General features: G+C 32.1%; 15 protein-coding genes. 1 reads left to right on the top strand and 14 read right to left on the bottom strand.

Annotated features, from left to right (window positions below):
• Positions 1 to 16: 16 nt before the first annotated feature.
• Entirely contained in the window at positions 17 to 1,198 is a 1,182-nt protein-coding gene (locus ACJJV4_RS19310; RefSeq protein WP_405297035.1) for a glycosyltransferase, read from the bottom strand.
• 115 nt (positions 1,199 to 1,313) lie between these two features.
• Positions 1,314 to 2,573, bottom strand: coding sequence for an oligosaccharide flippase family protein (locus ACJJV4_RS19305; RefSeq protein WP_405297034.1), 1,260 nt, complete (start codon positions 2,571 to 2,573; stop codon positions 1,314 to 1,316).
• Between the two features lie 169 nt (positions 2,574 to 2,742).
• On the opposite strand from ACJJV4_RS19305, the gene ACJJV4_RS19300 reads away from it, so the two are divergent.
• Positions 2,743 to 4,803, top strand: a complete 2,061-nt coding sequence (locus ACJJV4_RS19300; protein WP_405297033.1) for a tetratricopeptide repeat protein — start codon at positions 2,743 to 2,745, stop codon at positions 4,801 to 4,803.
• Between the two features lie 882 nt (positions 4,804 to 5,685).
• Here ACJJV4_RS19300 and ACJJV4_RS19295 read toward each other — a convergent pair.
• The 12 genes from ACJJV4_RS19295 to ACJJV4_RS19240 form a co-directional block, all read right to left on the bottom strand.
• Positions 5,686 to 8,301, bottom strand: a complete 2,616-nt coding sequence (locus tag ACJJV4_RS19295) for a DUF6923 family protein (RefSeq protein WP_405297032.1) — start codon at positions 8,299 to 8,301, stop codon at positions 5,686 to 5,688.
• A gap of 123 nt (positions 8,302 to 8,424) precedes the next feature.
• A complete protein-coding gene (locus tag ACJJV4_RS19290) occupies positions 8,425 to 8,919 on the bottom strand; it encodes a CAP domain-containing protein (RefSeq protein WP_405297031.1) in 495 nt (164 codons plus the stop codon).
• 430 nt (positions 8,920 to 9,349) lie between these two features.
• Positions 9,350 to 9,700 (bottom strand): hypothetical protein, encoded by a 351-nt coding sequence (locus ACJJV4_RS19285; protein WP_405297030.1) that lies wholly within the window; start codon positions 9,698 to 9,700, stop codon positions 9,350 to 9,352.
• 64 nt (positions 9,701 to 9,764) lie between these two features.
• On the bottom strand, positions 9,765 to 10,478 hold the full coding sequence (locus ACJJV4_RS19280; protein ID WP_405297029.1) for a LytR/AlgR family response regulator transcription factor: 714 nt from the start codon (positions 10,476 to 10,478) through the stop codon (positions 9,765 to 9,767).
• 9 nt (positions 10,479 to 10,487) lie between these two features.
• Positions 10,488 to 10,805, bottom strand: a complete 318-nt coding sequence (locus ACJJV4_RS19275; RefSeq protein WP_405297028.1) for an Hpt domain-containing protein — start codon at positions 10,803 to 10,805, stop codon at positions 10,488 to 10,490.
• On the bottom strand, positions 10,777 to 11,856 hold the full coding sequence (locus ACJJV4_RS19270; RefSeq protein WP_405297027.1) for an ATP-binding protein: 1,080 nt from the start codon (positions 11,854 to 11,856) through the stop codon (positions 10,777 to 10,779). Before ACJJV4_RS19270 ends, ACJJV4_RS19275 begins: the two co-directional genes overlap by 29 nt.
• Before the next feature lie 3 nt (positions 11,857 to 11,859).
• Positions 11,860 to 12,993, bottom strand: a complete 1,134-nt coding sequence (locus ACJJV4_RS19265) for an FIST signal transduction protein (protein WP_405297026.1) — start codon at positions 12,991 to 12,993, stop codon at positions 11,860 to 11,862.
• 2 nt (positions 12,994 to 12,995) lie between these two features.
• Complete coding sequence (locus ACJJV4_RS19260) at positions 12,996 to 14,957, bottom strand: PAS domain S-box protein (protein WP_405297025.1); 1,962 nt, start codon at positions 14,955 to 14,957, stop codon at positions 12,996 to 12,998.
• Positions 14,957 to 15,496 carry a heme NO-binding domain-containing protein gene (locus ACJJV4_RS19255; protein WP_405297024.1) on the bottom strand — a complete coding sequence of 180 codons (540 nt, stop codon included), beginning with the start codon at positions 15,494 to 15,496 and terminating at the stop codon, positions 14,957 to 14,959. The genes ACJJV4_RS19260 and ACJJV4_RS19255 overlap by 1 nt, the downstream gene beginning before the upstream one ends.
• On the bottom strand, positions 15,497 to 15,907 hold the full coding sequence (locus ACJJV4_RS19250; protein ID WP_405297023.1) for a response regulator: 411 nt from the start codon (positions 15,905 to 15,907) through the stop codon (positions 15,497 to 15,499).
• Between the two features lie 465 nt (positions 15,908 to 16,372).
• Positions 16,373 to 17,797 (bottom strand): rubredoxin, encoded by a 1,425-nt coding sequence (locus ACJJV4_RS19245; RefSeq protein ID WP_405297022.1) that lies wholly within the window; start codon positions 17,795 to 17,797, stop codon positions 16,373 to 16,375.
• Positions 17,798 to 17,799: 2 nt separating this feature from the next.
• Complete coding sequence (locus tag ACJJV4_RS19240; protein ID WP_405297021.1) at positions 17,800 to 21,321, bottom strand: molybdopterin-dependent oxidoreductase; 3,522 nt, start codon at positions 21,319 to 21,321, stop codon at positions 17,800 to 17,802.
• Positions 21,322 to 21,427 lie beyond the last annotated feature (106 nt).

Raw genomic sequence — 21,427 nt, 5'->3', positions numbered from 1 at the left:
TTCGAACGCTTTGAGATTAAGCGCGTTTTTCAATTATTTTATTGAACGTATTTAAATATATTTGAGCGATTTGAGACATTGGGTGTGCCGTTGCCGCTTCGTAATTTGTTTTTCCTAGTTCGCGTCTGTAAGTTTCATTAGTGACAATATTTTCAATGGCTGTCGCCAAACTATCCACACTTGTTGGTTCAAAAAACTCACCGCGATAACCTTCATCCTGTACCAATAAAGCTAAATCACCAAGATCTGGCATAACAACAGCTTTGCCATAACTTCCTGCTTGATGTAACACTCCTGAACTACCTGTAGTTGAGGTGTATGGAAATACAACAACTGCACTATCATTAAATAATTTAGGCACTTCATTTTCTTCTACATAACCCGTAAAACGAACTTGTGGCACATGCTTATAATCTTCTTGTACCTTAGCCAAATAACCTGGCACGTTAGGATTATCTGTTCCCGCAATAACAACTTCTAGGTCTAAACCTGTAGATTTTCTAACCTTTTCTACAGCTTCTATCATTCCTTCTACCTTTTTGTATGTTCCAAATTTTCCGAATGTCATTATTTCCATCGGCTCAACTGATACATTAAAGTCTGGCATTTCAGGAATTTCAAAAGTACCATGAGGTATTAGTTTTACATTTTTAGCATTGTATTTATGCTCTAATATGTCAACATATTTCTGCATAGTTACAGCTACAACATCGGCTTGCAAAATTAATCTCGTTAAGCTAGAACCAATAAAACCGTACACTTTCTGCAATAATTTATTTTGTGTAAATCCTGCGCTTCCTAAATCAACTTCTTCTAAAATATTATGTAATAAAACAATGCTTGGTATTTTTTTCATTTTGCAAACCAGAGGCAACATTAACCCAAGAGCGGCTGCAATTTTTTTATCACCAAATTTCATAAACTGTAAATTGAATAATACAGCATCTGGCTTCACACTATTAATAGCCTTTGTAACACTCCTTATGTTACTATAACTATTAAACTCCCAACATTCTTTAATTGTAATTTTACAACCATCTTCAACAAAATCAATATCTTTTACTTCATCGGTTTTATCAGTTAACAAAACTAATTCCGTAACCTCTTCTTTTTGTCTAAAATGTTTTACCAAATGGTAAGCATACTCGTTTAGAGTTACCTTGCTTGGTGGATATGCGGTTACAATTGCTAACTTCATATATATGATCTTATTTGGGGCGGTTAATATTTGTAGTACAAATTTGAGTAATTATTATTTATTAAAACAACTACTGTAGACCGATGGTCGATTACTGTCGACAAATGGAAACTTACTAAAGGTTAAGTGTTTTTGCAGTTCTATCAGAATCGTATTTAAAATAGATTAATTGTATCACCAACAACAACATCATGGCTACTATTTGCATATAAACCACTTGTTCCAAACTATCGTGAAAATAGATTACCAATAGCATTTGTAGCATGCCAAACACACCAGAAATAACTACAGGCACATACTTATCTAACGATAAATAGTAATATGCAAAAATGTTAGAGATTGCGAACATCGAGGTTGCAATGGCGTATTTCCATAAAAGTGGTGCCATTGAAATATAACTATCTCCAAATAAAAGCGTGATAATAGTTTCAGGAAATGCTAAACAAACTAAAATAATAGTAATTGAGATCGCGGCAATATAGCCCACATACTTAAATAAAATTGGAGCTGTTTTTTTACCTTCCTTTTTTAACTCAACTACCGTTGGTAAAAGCAACATAACAAACATCCAGGCTATAAAGTATACAATGCGGCCAATTAAGGCTAGAGACGCATACAATCCGGCCTCATAAGATTCAAAAAAGTGTTTTACTAAAAGAATGTCACTATTGTTTATAATAATTTGAGTTAACTCATAAAACGCTGTAATTATAAAAAAATGACGAATTTCTTTTGAATGTGTTTCGCTTAAAACCAAAGCTTTCTTAGGGAGCATGTTTTTATACTTAAAAGGGAACAAACCAAATACAAAAGAAGCCAAAATCCCAACCGCAATTACCACCGAAGATTGTATATCGAATATTAAGATTAAGCCCAATGTGATAACTAAGCGACTTAGCATTTCTGTTTGATAAGTGATAGAGAGGTTTTTGAACGATTTTTTTCCCTGAAACACTCCTCTATTTACACTCATTAAAAAATACAAAGGCACTCCAAAGCCAAATACAACAAACATATTTGAAGATGATGTATTAAACACATTTTGTAACGCTCCGGCAAAAGCAACAATAAGAGCTCCAAACACAAGCCCAACAACTAATGCGTTTTTATAAACTTTAGAAATAAAACTTTGAAAAACATCATTTTCGAATAAAACCGAAAATTTTGCAGTAACTAATTGAAACGTCATGGCAGCAAAACTTAAAACCAATAAAAAGGTAATAAGTACAGCGGCATCGGCAAATTGCGCGGGACCTAAAATACGACCCAAAATTAAATTATATAGATAGTTACCACCGTTTACGGCTAATACACTAAGCATAAATAATTGCTCAGGTGTTATTTTTTTTGCTTTAATTTGGGAAAAGAACTGCATTGGTTTGGGGTTTAATAGTTTTAAATCTCTAGCGAAATAATATATTTCCAGTGCAAAAATCGGCCAAGAATCAACAGAAAGCGTTTAAATTTCGTTCAGTGACGGTTTGCTATAGGTGAATGATTGCGTACTATTGATTAACTTGCAACAAGATAATAAAAATATAATTATGCCTTTAAATTTTCGCCTTTTATTCGTTATACTACTAACATCCGTTTTTGCCTTTTCACAAGATATGAAAACAGGGTTTACCTACTTAGAAACAGGAAAGTACGCTAAAGCAGAATCCTTTTTCGAAACTGTTTTAAAAGATTACCCAGACAATAAAACCGCCAAATTATGCTACGGCCGTGCTGTAGGATTACTCGGCGAATCTGGAAAGGCAGTTAACATTTTTACAGAATTATTAAGTAAGTATCCCGACGATTTTGAAATAAAATTAAACTATGCGGAGTCTTTACTTTGGGATAAAAATTATCCGGATGCAAAATCTTATTACGAGGTTTTAATAAAGGAAGATTCCAAATCCTTCGCTGCCTTATTAGGGTATGCTAACACACTATCTAACCTTAAATTATATGCCGATGCTTTAACTTATGTAAATAAAGCTCTCGATGTTTTACCAGGAAACCCAAATGCTTTAACCTCTAAAAAATACATTTATTTAGGCTATGCTTATCAAAAACAGCAACAACAAGATTATGATGGTGCTGAAGAACTTTTAAAAAAGAACTTAACGCTTTTTGAAGGTGATAAAGACACCTTGCTTAATTTGGCTAACTTGTATTTAATTGCTGGAAAGTTTGACCAAGCCGAAACCACATATAAAACTATCGCTAAAAACCCAGATAATAAAACCATTGCTTTAAACGGCATCGCTTTAGCAAAGCACTTAAAAGGAAAAGAGAAAGATGCGCTTAATGCGAGTACAGAGGCTTATAATTCAATCCCACAATTAACCGATGAATCATTGATACAACAAACTCAGGTTAGATACATTCAAGCTTTAATTTGGAATAAAAAATACAAAGAGTCTAAAATTTTAATTGATGATTTAGTTGAAAAGCATCCTAACGAAAACTGGATATTAGCATTACGTGCAACTTTAAATATTTATAAAAGTAATTTTAAAGATAGTGTTGTAGATTATAACAGTATTTTAGAAAATGAAGAAAGTTCTTTTGATGGTAACCTAGGTAAAGCAAATGCTTTAAAAGCTATTGGAAAATACGATGGCGCCTATAAATCGGCTGAAAATACCCTAACATTTTACGACAAACAAAAAGATGCTTCTAATTTTATAAAAACTTTAAACACAACGTTTACACCTTTTTGGGAAACAAAAGCATCTTATTCTTTTGATAATGGAGATAACAAAGCCTTTTCGGTTAATACAAATTTAGAGTTTCCAACGTCTACAAAATTTAAGTGGTTGGCAAGTTACTCTTATAGAACAACAAGTAACAAGGTTACGGATAACGACGCCACATCTAACGATTTTTCATTAGGACTATCTTACCAGTTATTACCGAACATTACTTTTAAAGGAACCGCCGGAGTTACTTCCGCGAAAGCGAACACAAGCGACTACACACAATTAGTAAGTGATATTTCTTTCAACATAAAACCATTTAAACTTCAAGTTTTAGATATTGGTTTTAAAAGTGAAATACAAAGTTTTAATGCGGAATTATTGGATAGAGAAATTGTAATGAATAACCTTTATGCAAACTATAATTTAAGCACAAATTTTAACTTAGGTTGGTTTACGCAGTACTTCTATACTTGGCAAAATGATGACAATGCTAGAAATTTACTATTTACATCGCTTTACTATAATATTTTAAGCAAACCAGCCTTAAAAGCAGGTTTAAATTACCAATACATTACTTTTAAAAACCAAGTACCAACAATATATTTTAGTCCAGAAACATTTAATGCTGCCGAGGTATTTGTGAATATTATAAAAGATGAAAGCATCACCAAGCCAAAAGCTTGGTTTTATGAGCTTACTGCTGCAACAGGTTTACAATATATTGAAGATGGTGGAAGTCAAAGTACTTACCGTATACAAGGAAAATTAGGTTATAAATTTACTGAACGCGCTTTATTGAATTTCTATGGTACAAGAAGTAATATTGCTTCAGCAACAGCGGCTGGTTTTACCTTTAACGAAGTTGGTTTACGCTTTAAATGGTTGTTGTTTGATACACCTATATTCAGAAAGTAAAACTACTTTACGATTTTTGGTTTAAAGATTGATTTACTAAAACAACTTTAAACATATTATTTAGTAAAAAAAAAGCCCCAATTAATTGGGGCTTTTTTTTAATATTACAGGCCTTAAAATTAACCAAGAATTCTTACTTCAAGATTATTTTAGCAGCATGTGCCTCGCTTCTATTTTAATAAACAGTATAGCTTAAACCTATAACCTTTAGACATCATATTCTAATTTTTAAAACCTAAGGTTTCTAATGTATAAGCACACACTTATAAGAATTGGCTCCGTTATTTCAATTAAATGGATTCGTACTTTGATTTAAAGACACTAATATCTATATCTTTATTTACAACTCAATGAACAGCCTTTTGCTGCTGCTTTTTCACTTTCAAGGATTAAAGAACCATTTCTCCAAGCAGTAAAACGCTTTTTTCAATCGTTAGCACCTATCCATATTTACGATTATAAAACATTAGAGCTATTAGATTTTCTTTAAGATCAGGTCTGGGTATTTCAGTTTTATCTCTTTTTAGACATTCACTTATCCAAAAGCCTCTTGTTTTAATAACTTACGCCTCTATATTTGTAAATAATTTTCGGTTAAATACTTTCTCTGTATTCTCATTCAGAATTTTAATATTCTTTAAGTCAAATTAAACTTTAAGAAACTTATTAATTCCTTTAGGGTAATTAATTTTTAATTCGTTTTTTTTTCCATTGATGTCTAACTTCTAGATGTTCAAGTAACCAATTATTCGTTTGTTTAAAAATTCCTTTCCTATAACTCTCCTAAGCATTTACATAAATTTATACCACCAAATAAATAAACAAAAAAAATGGCAAAAAACTTTCGTCTTTTGCCATACTACAAGAGTAATTTGCTATTAATTATTCTAGGAGTAGTTTTGTTGTTTTGTATGTAGTTAAACTACTTTTTATTTTACAGAAATAGATACCGGTGCTTAAACTTCCGCGTTTAAGTTCAATCTCATTTACACCTGGTACAGTGCTATAAGCTATTTTATTTACTAAGCTACCTAATTGATTATATACTAAAAGCTCAACATTTTCTGCTTGTTCTGCTGTAAATTGTATACTTGTTTTAGATGTCATTGGATTAGGCATAGCGGTAGTTGTTAAGCCTTCTTCTTCTGAAATTGTAGATAGAGATAATGTTGTTGCTTTTGCAAAACGTAATTGCTCTAAAGTCATTTCCTTTGTTACTTCTTCTCCATTTTCGGCTAACATAGTAAATACAATAGATGTTACATCTGTTGCGTCTAATGGTGATCCATTGGTAGATATGAACTCAGAAAATGGTAGCGTATAACTCGCTATACTGGTTGTTAAATTTACAGTTGCTTTATACTGTGTTTCCCAGTTTTCAACGCTTTCTTTAACCAATCTTACAATTAAAGTTCCGGTACCTTTAGCTTCAAAATTAAAACTTTCGTAATCTGATAAATCTATTGGGTTAAACTTAGGTGTTATGGCACGGTAGGCAGCGATATACTCACTGGTAGTAGCCTTTAACGTAATGTTACGCTCTACATTATAATCATCATTATTTAATTCTTCTGTATTGGTTTCAATAGTGTATTCTGTAACCTCTGTGCTTGTTGCAGCATCATCATATCCCCAAGGACCATCAGACATAAATAAATCATCTGGAGTTTGCACACCATCACCAATTCTAAATCCAATGTCAAATAGACTTCCAGCATCAACTTCAATATTAGTTATATAATCTCCTGTTAAATCTATATTAGTTGAAACATATTCAACTTCATGAGTTTCTGTAGATCTTACACCACCATCAAAAACAACCGCTTCACTCCTATTTGTGTTTACAATTTGAAGATTTAATTTACCGTTGTTATAGTGACCCGTTCTAACAAATACCGTTGGTGGAGTTGAGTTATTATAGCTGTCGATAGGTTTTTGAACCTCTAAAAGACTTACAACTTCTTCTCCTAATTTTAATAAATCATCTAAAGAATTAGACCAAATTTGAAAGTTATAAAACCCTACATTATCTTCATATTTATCTAAATTCCAGTGACTTTCAATTCCAAAGTTTTGATCGTTATTGATTGATTTAGCCGAAAGACTTAAAACAAACTCTACCGTACCTTCTATTGTTCTAATTAAAGATTTAATAAACTGCTGTTCGTTAATTTCGATAGTTGAAACAGAAATTAATTGTGCGCCTAATAAACGATCGCAAATATATTTTGTATGCTCGTAAACACCATCTTCCGTTTTTAATAATAAAATTGAAGCTACCGATTCGTTATTTCTAATATAATCTACCGAATAAACATCGGTTGCATTTGTTATTCCAATTAAATCGGTTGGAGACGATTCAATCACGCTATCTTCATTAATCGCTTCTAAAGGCATTAAATCTGATAGTTGAAAAGATCCGTTTTTAGTAGATGTAGATCTTCCGTAGTTTTTAGACTTCGTTAGACGCTTTGCAGCTGTTTGATTAAATTTATAACTATTTTTCGCTCTATTAAAATTACGCTTACTTATTTGTTGAGATAATCTATTGTTACTTTCTAAACCGCCGTCGTTACCACTAGACGTTGAAGATACTTGTAAAACTGGACAACCTGTATAACCTGAACAAGAAGGATCTTCACAATCAATTAACCCATCACCATCATCATCAATACCATTATCACAAATTTCTTGAGCGACAGGAGCTGTTGGACAACGGGCACCATCGTTACTTGCGCTTGAAGGACCAAATGCAAATAAGTTAGAATCCATAGTAGATTCTGGAGTTAAATCTTGTACGCTTTGAATAACATAAATAGTACCTGTTTGGTTGGCTGAAACGTAAAAACGACCATCTGCATCAAAATAAACAGCACCATAAGTATAATTTAATCCTGACAAAATTGGAACCTCTCCCAAACTTTGCACAGCGCTAGTTACAGGGTTAATTCTATATAAAATATTCGATGTTTTCTCTAGAGCATATAAATTACCATCTACAGCATTAAAAGCCCAATCGTGAATACTAATATTCTGAGATAATGTTTCTGTAGATAAATATTTTGAGTAATTAGCAGATTCCGGATTTAAATCTACTTTGTAATAAGTGCTTCCACCTCCTTTTAAAAAATAAATACCATCTGGATTAACATCTCCAATATACTTGTTTTTAGAATCAAACTCAGGAATGTTAAAAGATGTTGTTGTAAAATCTTTTCCAATTCTAATAATGGTATTGGAAGGCGTACTTACATATCCCCAAATATATCCATCTGCAGGATTGTAGGCAGCAGCATTAATGTTTCCAGGAGTAACATCCTCAGCTGCAAGAAATGAATTTCCTGAAGCTAAATCAATAGCATAAACATCATTATACTGAAATAGATATGCGCTATAATCACAATTAAAAGGTGTGTTTTGTGATGTACTTATTAAACTAAATAACAGCACAGTAAGTACTACTATTTTGTTTTTTAAGGTAGGTAATTTTGTTGTCATGATTTGGGTTTTTATGATACTGTAAATTTACTATAGAAATACGTTGAAAATTTTATTTTTCGTTTAGTTCAATTTTAGTGTAGACGAATGGTAGATTAATGCCGTTGAACCGTTTTTTTGCTATTATCTTTTTACAAAAATATTAGTAAAATAACTTCTTCCATTTTCATCTTGTTTTGATGAAATTCCCATATCGGTAAAATTTGGATTTTCTAGGTTTTTTCTATGCTCGTCACTTTTTAACCAAGCCTTAACTAAAGTTTTTGCCGTGCTAAAACCATAGCCCACATTTTCGGAAACGGCTATAGCTTTTGCTTCCTTTTTAAGATTCTCAGAACGTACATAAAAAAAATCGTGACTTGGTGTTCCTTTCTTTACCATGTACACATTATGAGAACTTGCTTGTTGAGAAGCTTTATTTAAAATATTAAGTTCTGTTAACCCTTTAGAAATTCTGTGCTCATTAATTAACTCAACTACATCATAATCCAATTGAGTATACTCTACATTAGTGGTTTCTGAATTATATTCTTCTGGTGTGTTAATATCTTCTTCTACAGAACAAGACGTTAAAAAAGTTGATAATAAAACTGCGGTTATAAGTAATAATTTCTTCATCGTGATTGGATTAATTTGATGACAAAATTATAAGGAAAGACAGTTGAGTTTTACAATTTTCGCTTAACTGAATTTGAAGTATAGACGAATGGTAAAATTTATAGGATGAATGCTTTTAACTACATTTCAACGATAATAAGCGAATAAAACCGCTGTAATACACTTTTTTATTTCGTTTTATTGAAGAAAACAACAAATCAAGAAACACTTAACACTCTAAAAACAAGAAAGTTAAAATAAATTCAATTATTGAACGAAGTAGGGATTGGTTGAGGAATTTAAAGAAATAACGATGTTTTAATGATCAGTATCTGATATTTATAAAAACAATTAAGAAGAATAAAAAACTCACTAGATATCACTTTTGCGATATAAACAATTATATATCCGCGGTAATATTTATTTTAAAATGGTTATGGAACTAGTTTTACTATATTACAATTCCTTCTTCAACATCTTCCTCTGGTAAAAATTTACCAATTACAAGTGCCGTCAAAATACAGGTAATTCCAATTCGTGAATTCCAACCAAAGTCTGGTATAAAATTCATCACTATTAAATACAGTCCGCAAATAACAAATATTAGTTTTAGAATAGCTTTATCTAACGCCCACGAAAAAGTGAGGTAAGCTATCCCTATTAAACAGAACATTAATGTATTAAGTAACTTATTAGTTTCGTCGCTGTAATTTAGAAACCAATTAGATATTTTTCCAATCAACACAATTCCTATTAATATTCTATAAATTTGGATTGAATTATTTTTAAAATACTGCTTCATTTTATAAGTTTTTCAATGATAAAGACACAAAAATAAATACTTCTAAAATTACCAAAAAACCAAATTAAAGTAAATTCAAACGTTTCATAAGTTCGGGTCTATTAGAGCGACTTACAGGGATAACATCTTTTTTAATAAGCACACTATTGTCTTCTATATCAATAATTTTTTTAACATTTATGATGTAAGATCTATGCACTTTTAAAAACAAATCGTCAGGTAATTTGTCTTCAATTTTCTTTAAGGTAGAATGTACTGTGTAATTTTTATCTTCGGTTTTTACTTGAATATAATCTCCTTTAGCTTCAACTAAATAAATACTTGGAATATCTATTTTTATTAAACGCCTATCAATATTTATGTACAAATGGTTACCCGAGGTAGTTTCTGCTTTATCTGTGTTAGCAGCAGTTTTAGAAGGTATAGATTGTTTTGTTTCAGCTTTAACAATCGCCTTATCAAAACGTTCTTGAGATATAGGCTTTACTAAATAATCTACAATACACTCATACTCAAAAGCTTGAATTGCAAATTTAGGATCGGAGGTTGTTAAAATTATTTTTGGAGGATTTTTTAGAGTATCAATAAAATCGAACCCAGTAAAATCTGGCATGTGTATGTCCAAGAAAATTAAATCTACTTCGTTTTGGTTTAAGTATTTTATGGCTTGCATGGCATTAGGAAAATCTTCTAATACATCGAGACTCGGCACATTTGAGCATAGTTGAGAAATAATCAGTCTAGCTGTGGCTTCGTCATCAATAACAATACAATTCATAAATAATATTTAAATGTCTTCAAGATATTTAGTTATGGCGCTTAAGATTTCTTCAAATTCATCTTTTAGGTCGGTTGACCCTTCTAATAAATTAGTCTCATAATCTACGGCAACATCATAACTCTTTTCAAGGCCTAAAATACTAATTTTATGTTTAAGTTTATGTACATTATCTGCTGCTAATTTAAAATTTTTAGCTTTATAGTTGTCAAAGTACACTTGTTTCTCTTCTGGAAACTCTTTTTTAATAATATCTATGAGTTTTTGCTTGAAGGCTTCGTCTCCTCCAGACAAACTATTAATGTAGGTTTGATTGGGTTTTTCCATGTGGTTCTTTTTTTAATGTGAAGTAAAACGTGGTTCCAATATCAACTTGAGATTCTAACCATATTTTACCACCATATAGTTCTACTATTTTTTTAACAATAGATAATCCGATTCCTGTAGATTCCGGATTATTTTCTAATTTAATGAAGGTTTTAAAAATTTTATTAAAATATGTTTCTTCAATACCTTTTCCATTATCCTTTATATGAAACTTCCAATGCGTGCCTAGGTCTTCCGACCCCACTTCTATAATCCCTTGGTCCTTGTCATTGTATTTAATAGCGTTGCCTATTATATTTTGAAACAATTGCTGTAACCTATATTTATCTCCTTTAACAACGGGTAAGTTAAATTTGGTAATATTGATGTTTTCCGGGATTTGAATTGTTTTTATGATATCGTCTATAAGCTTATCTACATCAACATCATAAATCTCCATTTGGTTTTTACCGATGGTGGAGTATTCTAAAATACCTGTAATTAAAGTATCCATTTTTTCTACATTGGATCTGATGAGATCCAATGTTTTTTTACCATTATCATCAACCGATTCATTATAATCTTCCTTTAACCAACTCGTTAAGGTATCTATGCTACGTAAAGGTGATTTTAAATCGTGAGATACCATATGGGCATAATCACTAAGTTCTTGATTTTGATGGGCTAACTCATTCAAGAGTGATTGCTTTTGCTTATTCATTTCGATAATCTCCTTAGTTTGATTATCGATAAAATCTACCAACTTAGAACCTGTTAACTCAACATTTTCCGGTTTTTCATCTTCATTTAAGTTGTAGAATTTTAAGGTATCGATAACATTTTTCAGTTTTTCAATAACTTCTTTCTGCTCGTTTGCTTCTTTTTGCAATTTTCGGTTAGCCGAATACAATTCATCAGAACTAATAGACATGGCTCTTTGAATCATGCTAGATTGTTCGTCAAAATTATTATAGGAAAGATCTACTGCATTAAGAAATTCAGCTAAATCATTATTGTTTTTTAATTCTTCACTTAAAAATTTACGTATTTGTCTTTTTAGTAATGAATTCATTATCTATTCGCTTATAAGCGTTATGGTCATGGTTTGGTTGTGTAATTGACATGCAACTTCACCGTGAAAAGGCGCTATTTCGCCATAAGAATAAAAACCACTGATAACAGCATCTTTCCCTATAACTTCAATAACTTCTTCTATCTCCTCCTCTACACGTTGGTCGAGAACTAATTTTCTACCAATGCAACTAACTAGTATAGCTAGTTCTGGCTTATTTGCCCTATGTTCTAAAGCCTGTCTAGCAGCACGTTCTGATGCATTTGCAATATGATCGACATTAGTCATCATAAGTTGTACTTTAGCTTTTTCTTTTATATCTCCTGCTAAAATTACGGCATTCTTTTCTTCATCAATATTTAAAATAGACCGAACAATAGATTGGGTTTCATCTTCTGTTTTCACATTAAATGGGTACAACAGCGCAGCACCTGGTAAATCCTTAGCTTTTTCTCCTAGATAATTTTTATATAAATCTAGAGCTGGTAAACCATCGAGCTCATAAAGAATATTCCCCTCTGATTTGGTTACTATACGCTCTGGCCCAAAAGGTGTCCATCCTCCATGAATTGAAAAAGATATCTCTAATGTTTCTCCATAAAAGCCTACAGCCACCAATTCGCCTTCTTTTGGGTTTTCGTTATAAGATGCTAGCGTTTTTTCAAAACGAGCATCATCTCCACATAAACCTCCTGTAATAACTAAATTATCTTCTGTAGAAGCACTCATACCTTGAGTAAGTTGGCTACCGTTAATAAAACTACCTTCCGAGACTACAAAAACATATTTTAAGCCTTCCTGTGGTAATTGTTTAATTAATTCGTTTCCTGTTTTATAACTATCTAAATCTGTATTTAAAACGTTGCTTGTTTTAATAACAAATTTACTTTTTTCAAATTCTATAGCCGTAACCGTAATACTATCATCGTTTACAGTATTTGATGAAATTTCTGCACAAGATGACGCAAATATAATATGACCATCGGGAAATTTATCTCTAAGCTCTTCGTAAATAGAACCGTTTTCTAATAGATATCTATTTCCAAAAACAAGAACTAGAGGTTCTTTAAGATCTTGATTTTCGATTACGTATTCCCAATCTTTATTTTTATGCTTTACTAATTGTACTGCTTTCATGGCTATTTTTTTAATGTAAAATAAAAAGTGGTTCCTATATTAGGTTCACTATCTAACCAGATTTCACCTTCATGTAAATCGACAATTTTTTTAACAATCGATAGTCCTATGCCAGACGAATCTTTACTTTTCTTTAATGAATGAAATATTTTAAAAATTTTATCATGATATTTTTTATCAATACCAATACCATTATCTTTTATTGAAAATTTATAATGGCTTTTTAAATCATCAAAATCTACGGTTATACTACCTTCTTCTTTATCTATAAATTTAACTGAGTTACTTATTAAATTTTGAAAAAGTTGTTGTAGCTTGGTTTTATCTCCTTTAACGGTAGGTAAAGGTTTAAGCATTTTTATTTTAATATGCTCAGGAACGTATAATATAGTAACGAGACCGTTTAACAAATCGTCCAAATCGACATCTGTTTTTTCCGCAATATCCGAGCCTACACTAGAGTAGTTTAAAACATCGGTTATTAATTGTTCCATTTTCTCTAAGGTAGTTTCAATAAGCGCAAAATTTTGCATACTCATGTCATCCAACTTATCTTTATTATCTTCTTTTAACCAACTTACTAAAGCATCGATACTACGCAAAGGTGATTTTAAATCGTGAGAGACTATGTGTGCGTATTCTTGTAACTCATCATTACTTTTTTCTAGTTTTTCAAGAAGTTTTTCTTTTTGGAGTTCTAAGTTCTTAAGTTCCGTAATATCTAAATGTATACCAATAGAACCAACTATTTCACCATCCAAATTATAATTAGGAGCACCACTAATTAACCAATGCCTAGTTTTACCACCCTTACAAAGGGCTTTAAACTCGTAAGAAGTAGACTCCCCTCTTCGGCGCTTTATATTTTCTTCTATAATAGCTTTACCTTCTTCTTTACTAGAAGACAACAATTCTCTTGCATTTTGTCCTAAAACTTCTTCTTGAGTATAACCAGACATTTTTTCAAAACTCTGATTTACCATTAAAATTTTCTCATTAATATCAACCTCAACCATGCCCAGATTCATATTCGCAATAATATTATAATATTTTTGCTTTTGAGCTTCTAAGCTTTTTCGATACGTACGTTTTAAGGTTACATCGGTAAAGGTCCATAAATATCCTTTATAGATATTATCTGTAATTATTGGCATATAATTACGTTCCAGTATTTTTCCATCGAGCATTTCTAACTCATCTCCAATTACTGTTTTTTTATTCGCATCAATTTCACGCATGCGTTTTATAAATCCTTCCGGATTTTTAAAGAGCACCTTGTTTTGTTCCGATGCGGCAGTACAATCCATACCTAACAAATCTTTAGGATTTGCATCTATACCAAAAAGCTCACAAAATTTATTATTTGTGAGTACTATTTTTCTATTCTCATCTTCGAGAATAATACCGCTATCTAAATTTAAAACTAGAGTCGCTAATCGATTTTCTGATTCTATTAATTTTTCTGCAGATCTTTTTTGATCGCTAATATCTCTAACAATACCTTGAGCTGCAACTGGCTTTTTATCTTTATCAAAGATAATACTAGCATTAATATGCACCCACTTAACTTCTTTAGATTTGGTATATACTCGCGCCTCGTAATCCTTAAAAAAACCTTTAGATGTTAATTCCATAAAGGAATTTATGGCATACTCATAATCTTCTTTATAGACTAGGTTGGTAACATTTACTTTTTCTTTTTCTATATCGTAACCAAATAATTTGGTTGCAGCTTCGTTAAATTTTATAACATTACCACCTATATCCATAACAACATAGGCATCAATAATGTTTTCAAAAACACCTTGAAGTTGGGAGGATTTTTCGTCTAATAAAATTTCTAATCTTTGGGTGGTAAAAAACAGCTCTCTCGATTTTTCTTCAAGTATGGATTCAGCAGCTTTTCTTGCTGCTTTTTCTCTTTTGAGAGCGCGTTGTAGTATTTCTGTTTGATCTTGACTCATTAATTTTTATGAATAACAAATCTAACTTCAGTTCCGTCTTCTTTAATTTTTTCTAAATCAATTTTAGCCGTAGAATTAAAATGTGCAAATGTTTTATTCATTAATCCTAAACCAAAATGATGCATGGCACGACTTGATTTATAAATAAGCACCAAAGAATTTTCGGTTTTATCCTGCACCTCAAAGGTTGGAAGTTCGGCGTCTGGATAAATTTTTCTAACCTCAACATGTATGTGATTTTCTATAGAAGAAATCATTTCAATAGGGTCTTTATAAGTTGCTAAAAGCCCTGGGTAACTTTTTTCTATAACACTAAAAAAGTGTTCGGCATAGACTAAAAGCAAGTTATCTATTGATATGCCTGTGTTTTCACTTAAATGTTGTAATAATTGCAACATTTCTGAAAAACTATAAGTTCCTACGGCTGTATATATACCTTCGGACTTTAATGTTGAAGCCATTATTATTCTATCGACCATTTCTAGTCCGAATTTATCTTCAACTAAATCTAAAAATTCAGTAAAAACAATACCTTTCATCTATACTTGTTTTAATTCATTAATACTCCAATACGCCAAAAGCTTCTCCATTTTAGACACGTAGTCTTCATACTTCAAAGGTTTTAAAACATAACCTGCAATACCAATTTTATAACATTCTAATAAATCTTTTTGATTTTGAGAAGTTGTTAAAATAATAGTAGGTATATATTTTAATACATCATCTGACTTTAGTATGTTTAAAAACTCGATGCCATTAATTTTGGGCATATTCAAATCTAACAAAATAATGTCAGGTAATTCGTCTTTTTTCTCTAATTTTTTTAAAGCTTCTTCTCCATTGTTAGCTTCAATAATTTTATGATCGAGTTTAAGAGAAGCGATTGTTCTTTGAAACTTCATCACTTCAATCATGTCGTCTTCTATAAGTAATATGTTGAGAGTTTTCATTGGCATTGTTTATTTTTACTTGAATTTTATGTAAAAGTAATTCTAAACATAAGATTTAAAATTCTAATTCGTCTAACTGGATTTTATTGGCGCCGAATAACGATTTAGTGTCGATGAACGGTTTTAGGGAAATTATCGATATTAGGTGAACCGCAACCAAATGTTGGATAAGCCCTGAAAACACTGTAGGTTTTTTAAACTAAAAGATTGATTGCTGTAAGGCTTATCTATTAGTTAATCTTTTTTAAAAAATAGAGATTTTGAACTTATTTAGATGTTTTCTAAGAGTTTCGTTTGAAAAATGGCCATAACGGATAATTTAGCCCTGATAGCAGCGGCATCCTTTTTTAAGTTTATAGAATAAACCTAAGTTTGGTTAGAAAAACATTTTAAAAATGATATTGAATTACCGTGTTATGCACAAAAAAGATACAGCGGATAGCAGGAAATAGCTTCTAAAAATTACTATTTCACTAAAACTTTTTTCTCAAAATTACTTTTTGGTGCTTCACAAAGGGAACATTCGTAAGTTTCGTCGAGATCTTCAAAGGCTGTATTAGGCTCTATATCTTGAGTGATATCACCAAAAACCTCGTTATAAATGGTTAAACAATCTTGACATTGATAAACATTTTCTTCCTTGATTTCTTTTTTGGTTTCTACCGCTTTAACCTCATCCCGTTGGGTACCTAATTGCTCGAAATAAAGTTTACTTAACTCCATTAATAGCCCTGGTAATTCTACCTTATCTACATCTTGTACATGCATAATGTACTCTCCTGTGTTAGGGTCGAAGTTTTTAGCATATAGTAAATTGTAGGTGTCTCGAATAATAAAATCGCCTAAGAGTTCTGGCTTTTTGTTTTTTTCTATTACTACAGAGGTAAAGTGATAGGCTTTGCTTTCGAAATTAGAAATACCGAATGTTAATCCATAAGTACTTATATCGTTTTGATCGAAGTTTGTTACTAAATATTTTTTTAAGCTTAATGCATCAATATCATTTACTGGTAAATGCCAATTAAGCTCTAACATAGAATGGCGGACATTAATACCGTAACTACCAAGAAATTTTTCCCATTTTAATTTAGACTCTACCGGAACTCCTTTTACTATAAAAGATTTCCATGGTGTTATACATATTTTACCTATTTTACATTCGGCACATAAATCGCATAGTTTTTTTAAAAAATTTAAATCGTAACGGTTATTTCTCCAATAGAGACCTAACCAGTATTTATCGCCAAAACGATTCATCCCTTCGTAATATGGAAATGGATAAAAAGGAACTTCCAAAGGTTTATCTACAGTGCGGTTATTTGTTTCTACGGCATCGTTTACCAAATCGAATAAAGTTTCGATGGTTTCTGGCTCTTCTTGCAACACTTGCTCAATGGCAAGCTCTACCTTATCCATATCCCAACTGTAAATTAAAGCTGGGTACATTTCAGTTTTTTTCCACTCAGGCAAGCGCACGTACAGATACCAATAATCTTCACTTTCCGAAGCAATAAAGTTAACATGACCTGTAAATAAAGGCACTAAACGTTGCTTTGGATCTATAATGTTTATTCGTAATTTTAAATCGTGTTTAAATTGCTCTAGTATATATAAGTAACGATCGCTGGTAAGCCATGATGTGCTTGGTAAAATATCGGCAGACACATAAGATGATACAATATTTTCTATACCATCAAGTTTAGGCTGGATGAACTGGATTTTATCGAATTGCGAAAACTTATCTTTATCTATCTCTTCTGGAAAAATAATATCTTGTCTAGACCCAAAAGAAATAGCATCTAAACCTAAACCTTCTGCGGCTTCGCAAATATATTTTAATTCACCTGGTGACAAAACACCTCCGTTTATTCTCAGTCTATATGGTTCCATAATTACGCTAATACTTTGGTGTTATTCAATATTTCTTTAACCTCTGTTTTACAACTTCCACAACCTAAACCTGCTCCTGTTTTATTGCAAAGCTCCGTAAAATCGTTACAGCCTTTTTCTATGGCTTCTACAATGTTACCCTCGCCTACTTGGCTGCATGAACAAACTAGCTTACCTATAACCGGCACATCGTTTGAAGCGCCACGGAGTAGAGAGTTTCGCTTATCAGCCATTTCAATTTTACTTTCGATCATGGTTTTAAATTCGGCGAATTCATTTTTATCCCCCATTAAAACGGCACCAACTAGTAAATCATCTTTTACAATACATTTTTTATAATAGCGCTTAGAGATATCGGTAAATATAATTTCCTCGTAGCTTAAATCGTTTTCGGGAATATTTATTTCACCTATACTACAAAGATTTAAATCGTTAAATTTTAAAATATTCATTAAAACAGAGCCGCTGTAAGACACACTAATATCTCCCGCTATAAAGTTAGCCAAAATATTTGCTTGCTCTTCTGCAGCAGAGGTGATACCAAACAATTGGTTATTGAATTCTGCAATTTCGCCTATGGCAAAAATATTTGGAACAGATGATTGTAAATGTTGATTAACCTTTACACCACGGCCACATAGTATACCGTTCTCTTTGGCTATTTCTATATTTGGTCTTGTACCAATGGCATATACAATAGCATTTGCTGTTAAAAACTTTCCACTTTTAAGTGTAATGTTTATATCACCGGTATCCTCATCATCAAAAACGGTGCTTACCTCATTATCAAAATAAATTTGAATACCACGTTCTTGAACATCTAATGCTAAAAGTTTACTCGACACCTTATCTAATTGACGCTCCATTAAACGCGATGCTCTTTGTATAATAGTAATTTTTACGTTTTTATGCTTCATGGCTGCTGCCAACTCTAAACCTAATAAACCACCACCAACAATAACAACATGCTGTTCTTCTGGAGGTAAACCTGTTGCTTCTAAATAAGCCTTAAAGCTATCTGCGTCGCTCTTGTTTCTCATGGTAAACCTACCTGGTAAATCTATTTGAACACCGCTTGGTATAAATGCCCGGCTTCCTGTTGCCAAAATAAGTTTGGTATAACTATGCTCAATACCATTACTATCGGTAACAACATTATGCTTTGAATCTATATTTGAAATTGAGGTTTCTGGATGAACCGTAATTTTAAGCTTTTTTAACTCTAGTTGCTTTATTTTAAGCAAAGCATCCCAACTTAACTCCTCTGTAATATATTCTGGTAATAGTACGCGATTATAAAATAAATTTGGTTCTTTAGAAAATACATGAATTTCGTCGACCTCATTAGATTCTCTATAATTTTGAACAAACCTAAAAGCTGCTGCACCAGCACCCACAATAATTATTTTATCAACCTGCTTTTTATACTTTGAAACCGCTACACAAGTAAATTTAAAATCTGGCTCTTTAGAAACAGGATCTACGTGTGTATTTGTTAAGTTGTTGGCACGGTTTAAATTACTTTGAAGCTGCTTACCCCAATGCATCGGTAAGAACACTACTCCTTTTTTAATAGTATCGGTTACTTTCGCTCTCACACGAACAACACCATTTGCACTCTTAATTTCCGAAATATCTCCATTTTTAATTTTGTTCAAAAATGCATCTACAGGATTAATTTCTAAAACAGGTGTTGGGTAATGCGTTTTTAAACGAGAAACCTTTCCTGTTTTTGTCATGGTATGCCATTGATCTCGAACTCGGCCCGTTGTTAAAATTAATGGATACTCTCCATTAGGCTGAACCGAAGTGTTCTCGATAGTTGATGGTAAATTGAATATCGCTTTTTGGGAAGGAGTGTAAAACTTTTTATCCTCAAATAAACGTGGTGTTCCTTTATGTCTATATTCTGGTACAGGCCATTGAAAGGTGCCTTCGTTCTTTAACCTGTCGTAGTTTAAGTAAGAAACATCAATGTTTGTTCCTTTGGTCATTGACGCATATTCATCGTAAATTTCCGAAGTATTATTAAAATTAAAACCACGGAAGCCCATACGTTGTGCAAAATCGCAAAATATTTCCACATCTGGTCGTGCTTCTCCAGGAGCATCAATTTCTTTTGGTAAGTACGAAATACGACGTTCCGAATTCGTCATCGTTCCTTCTTTTTCTAACCAACCTGCGGCTGGTAATACTAAATCGGCATATTCTACAGTATCAGATTTATGAGAAATTTCTTGAACCACTACAAACTTCGCCTTTTTCATGGCACTTTCAATTTTGTGGGTGTTCGGCATACTCACTAAAGGGTTGGTACAAGCAATCCAAACAGCTTTTAATTTTCCGCTATCTAAAGCATCAAATAGCTCTGTAGCTGTTAAGCCAGGTTTAGGTGAGATTTGATCGACTCCCCAAAACTGAGCCACTTCTCGTCTATGCTCTTCATTACTTAAATCTTTATGCACAGCAAGTAAATTTGCCATGCCTCCAACTTCTCGCCCACCCATAGCGTTGGGCTGACCGGTTAAAGAGAAAGGTCCAGAACCTGGTTTTCCAACCTGTCCTGTAATTAAAGATAAATTAAGCAGTGATACATTTTTATCGGTCCCCACAACACTTTGGTTAAGTCCCATGGCCCACATACTTATAAACCCTTTTGAAACACCAATAATATCGGCTGCTTTTCGAATATCCTTTTCTTCAACACCACAAAGTCTTGAAGCTTGCTTTAATGAAGTTTTAAATATTAATTCTTTATACTCTTGAAAACCTTGAGTATGTTCTTTTATAAATTTTTCGTCTATTAAACCGCGTTTATACAAGCATCTTCCAATGGCATTGTAAAGAATAACATCGGTTCCTGGAAGTAATTGTAAATGTAAATCGGCAAAATTAGCAGAATCTGTTTTTCGAGGATCAATAACTATAATTTTAACCTCTGGATTCGCTTCTTTACGCATTTCAATACGTCTAAATAAAATAGGGTGACACCAAGCTGGGTTAGCCCCTGTAATAAGAAAACAATCGGCCAATTCAATATCTTCATAAGATACTGGTACACTATCTTCTCCAAATGTCTTTTTGTACCCAACTACTGCCGAACTCATACATAACCTCGAGTTGGTATCAATATTATTTGTACCTATAAACCCTTTAGCTAGTTTGTTCGCTATATAATATTCTTCAGTTAAACTTTGTCCCGAAACGTAAAATGCAACACTATCAGGGCCATGTTTTTTTATAATAGATTTAAAAACACTAGCTGCACGATCTAAACCTTCGTCCCAAGTAACGCGTTCTCTTGGATGCGAACGACTCCAACGCATTTCTGGATAAAGAATTCTATCGGAAACATCATTAGCAACATAGTGCAAGTTCATGCCTTTTGAACATAACATCCCTTTGTTAACCGGATGATCTTTATCACCCTCTACTAGCACTTTACCATTGCTATCTTTTTTAACAATAATTCCGCAGCCTACACCACAATATGAACACGTTGTTTTTACTTCGTTTTTAATCATTTAGATTCGCATTTTACACTAAGTAACACTAATAAACTCCAGAAAACAAATGTGCTATTCATTATTCTGAATACTTTAAAAAAGACACTTTTAATTTTATATTTTA

Origin of the sequence: Algibacter sp. Ld11 (assembly GCF_045066735.1) — a bacterium.
Lineage (GTDB): Bacteria > Bacteroidota > Bacteroidia > Flavobacteriales > Flavobacteriaceae > Algibacter.
Note: the sequence above shows the minus strand (reverse complement) of the source record. Positions and strands in the feature narration are given on the sequence as shown.

Excerpts from the sequence above, each read along its gene's own strand:
- ACJJV4_RS19310 (WP_405297035.1), bottom strand. The coding sequence starts at position 1,198 with ATGAAGTTAGCAATTGTAACCGCATATCCACCAAGCAAGGTAACTCTA.
- ACJJV4_RS19305 (WP_405297034.1), bottom strand. The coding sequence starts at position 2,573 with ATGCAGTTCTTTTCCCAAATTAAAGCAAAAAAAATAACACCTGAGCAA.
- ACJJV4_RS19300 (WP_405297033.1), top strand. The coding sequence starts at position 2,743 with ATGCCTTTAAATTTTCGCCTTTTATTCGTTATACTACTAACATCCGTT.
- ACJJV4_RS19295 (WP_405297032.1), bottom strand. The coding sequence starts at position 8,301 with ATGACAACAAAATTACCTACCTTAAAAAACAAAATAGTAGTACTTACT.
- ACJJV4_RS19290 (WP_405297031.1), bottom strand. The coding sequence starts at position 8,919 with ATGAAGAAATTATTACTTATAACCGCAGTTTTATTATCAACTTTTTTA.
- ACJJV4_RS19285 (WP_405297030.1), bottom strand. The coding sequence starts at position 9,700 with ATGAAGCAGTATTTTAAAAATAATTCAATCCAAATTTATAGAATATTA.
- ACJJV4_RS19280 (WP_405297029.1), bottom strand. The coding sequence starts at position 10,478 with ATGAATTGTATTGTTATTGATGACGAAGCCACAGCTAGACTGATTATT.
- ACJJV4_RS19275 (WP_405297028.1), bottom strand. The coding sequence starts at position 10,805 with ATGGAAAAACCCAATCAAACCTACATTAATAGTTTGTCTGGAGGAGAC.
- ACJJV4_RS19270 (WP_405297027.1), bottom strand. The coding sequence starts at position 11,856 with ATGAATTCATTACTAAAAAGACAAATACGTAAATTTTTAAGTGAAGAA.
- ACJJV4_RS19265 (WP_405297026.1), bottom strand. The coding sequence starts at position 12,993 with ATGAAAGCAGTACAATTAGTAAAGCATAAAAATAAAGATTGGGAATAC.
- ACJJV4_RS19260 (WP_405297025.1), bottom strand. The coding sequence starts at position 14,957 with ATGAGTCAAGATCAAACAGAAATACTACAACGCGCTCTCAAAAGAGAA.
- ACJJV4_RS19255 (WP_405297024.1), bottom strand. The coding sequence starts at position 15,496 with ATGAAAGGTATTGTTTTTACTGAATTTTTAGATTTAGTTGAAGATAAA.
- ACJJV4_RS19250 (WP_405297023.1), bottom strand. The coding sequence starts at position 15,907 with ATGAAAACTCTCAACATATTACTTATAGAAGACGACATGATTGAAGTG.
- ACJJV4_RS19245 (WP_405297022.1), bottom strand. The coding sequence starts at position 17,797 with ATGGAACCATATAGACTGAGAATAAACGGAGGTGTTTTGTCACCAGGT.
- ACJJV4_RS19240 (WP_405297021.1), bottom strand. The coding sequence starts at position 21,321 with ATGATTAAAAACGAAGTAAAAACAACGTGTTCATATTGTGGTGTAGGC.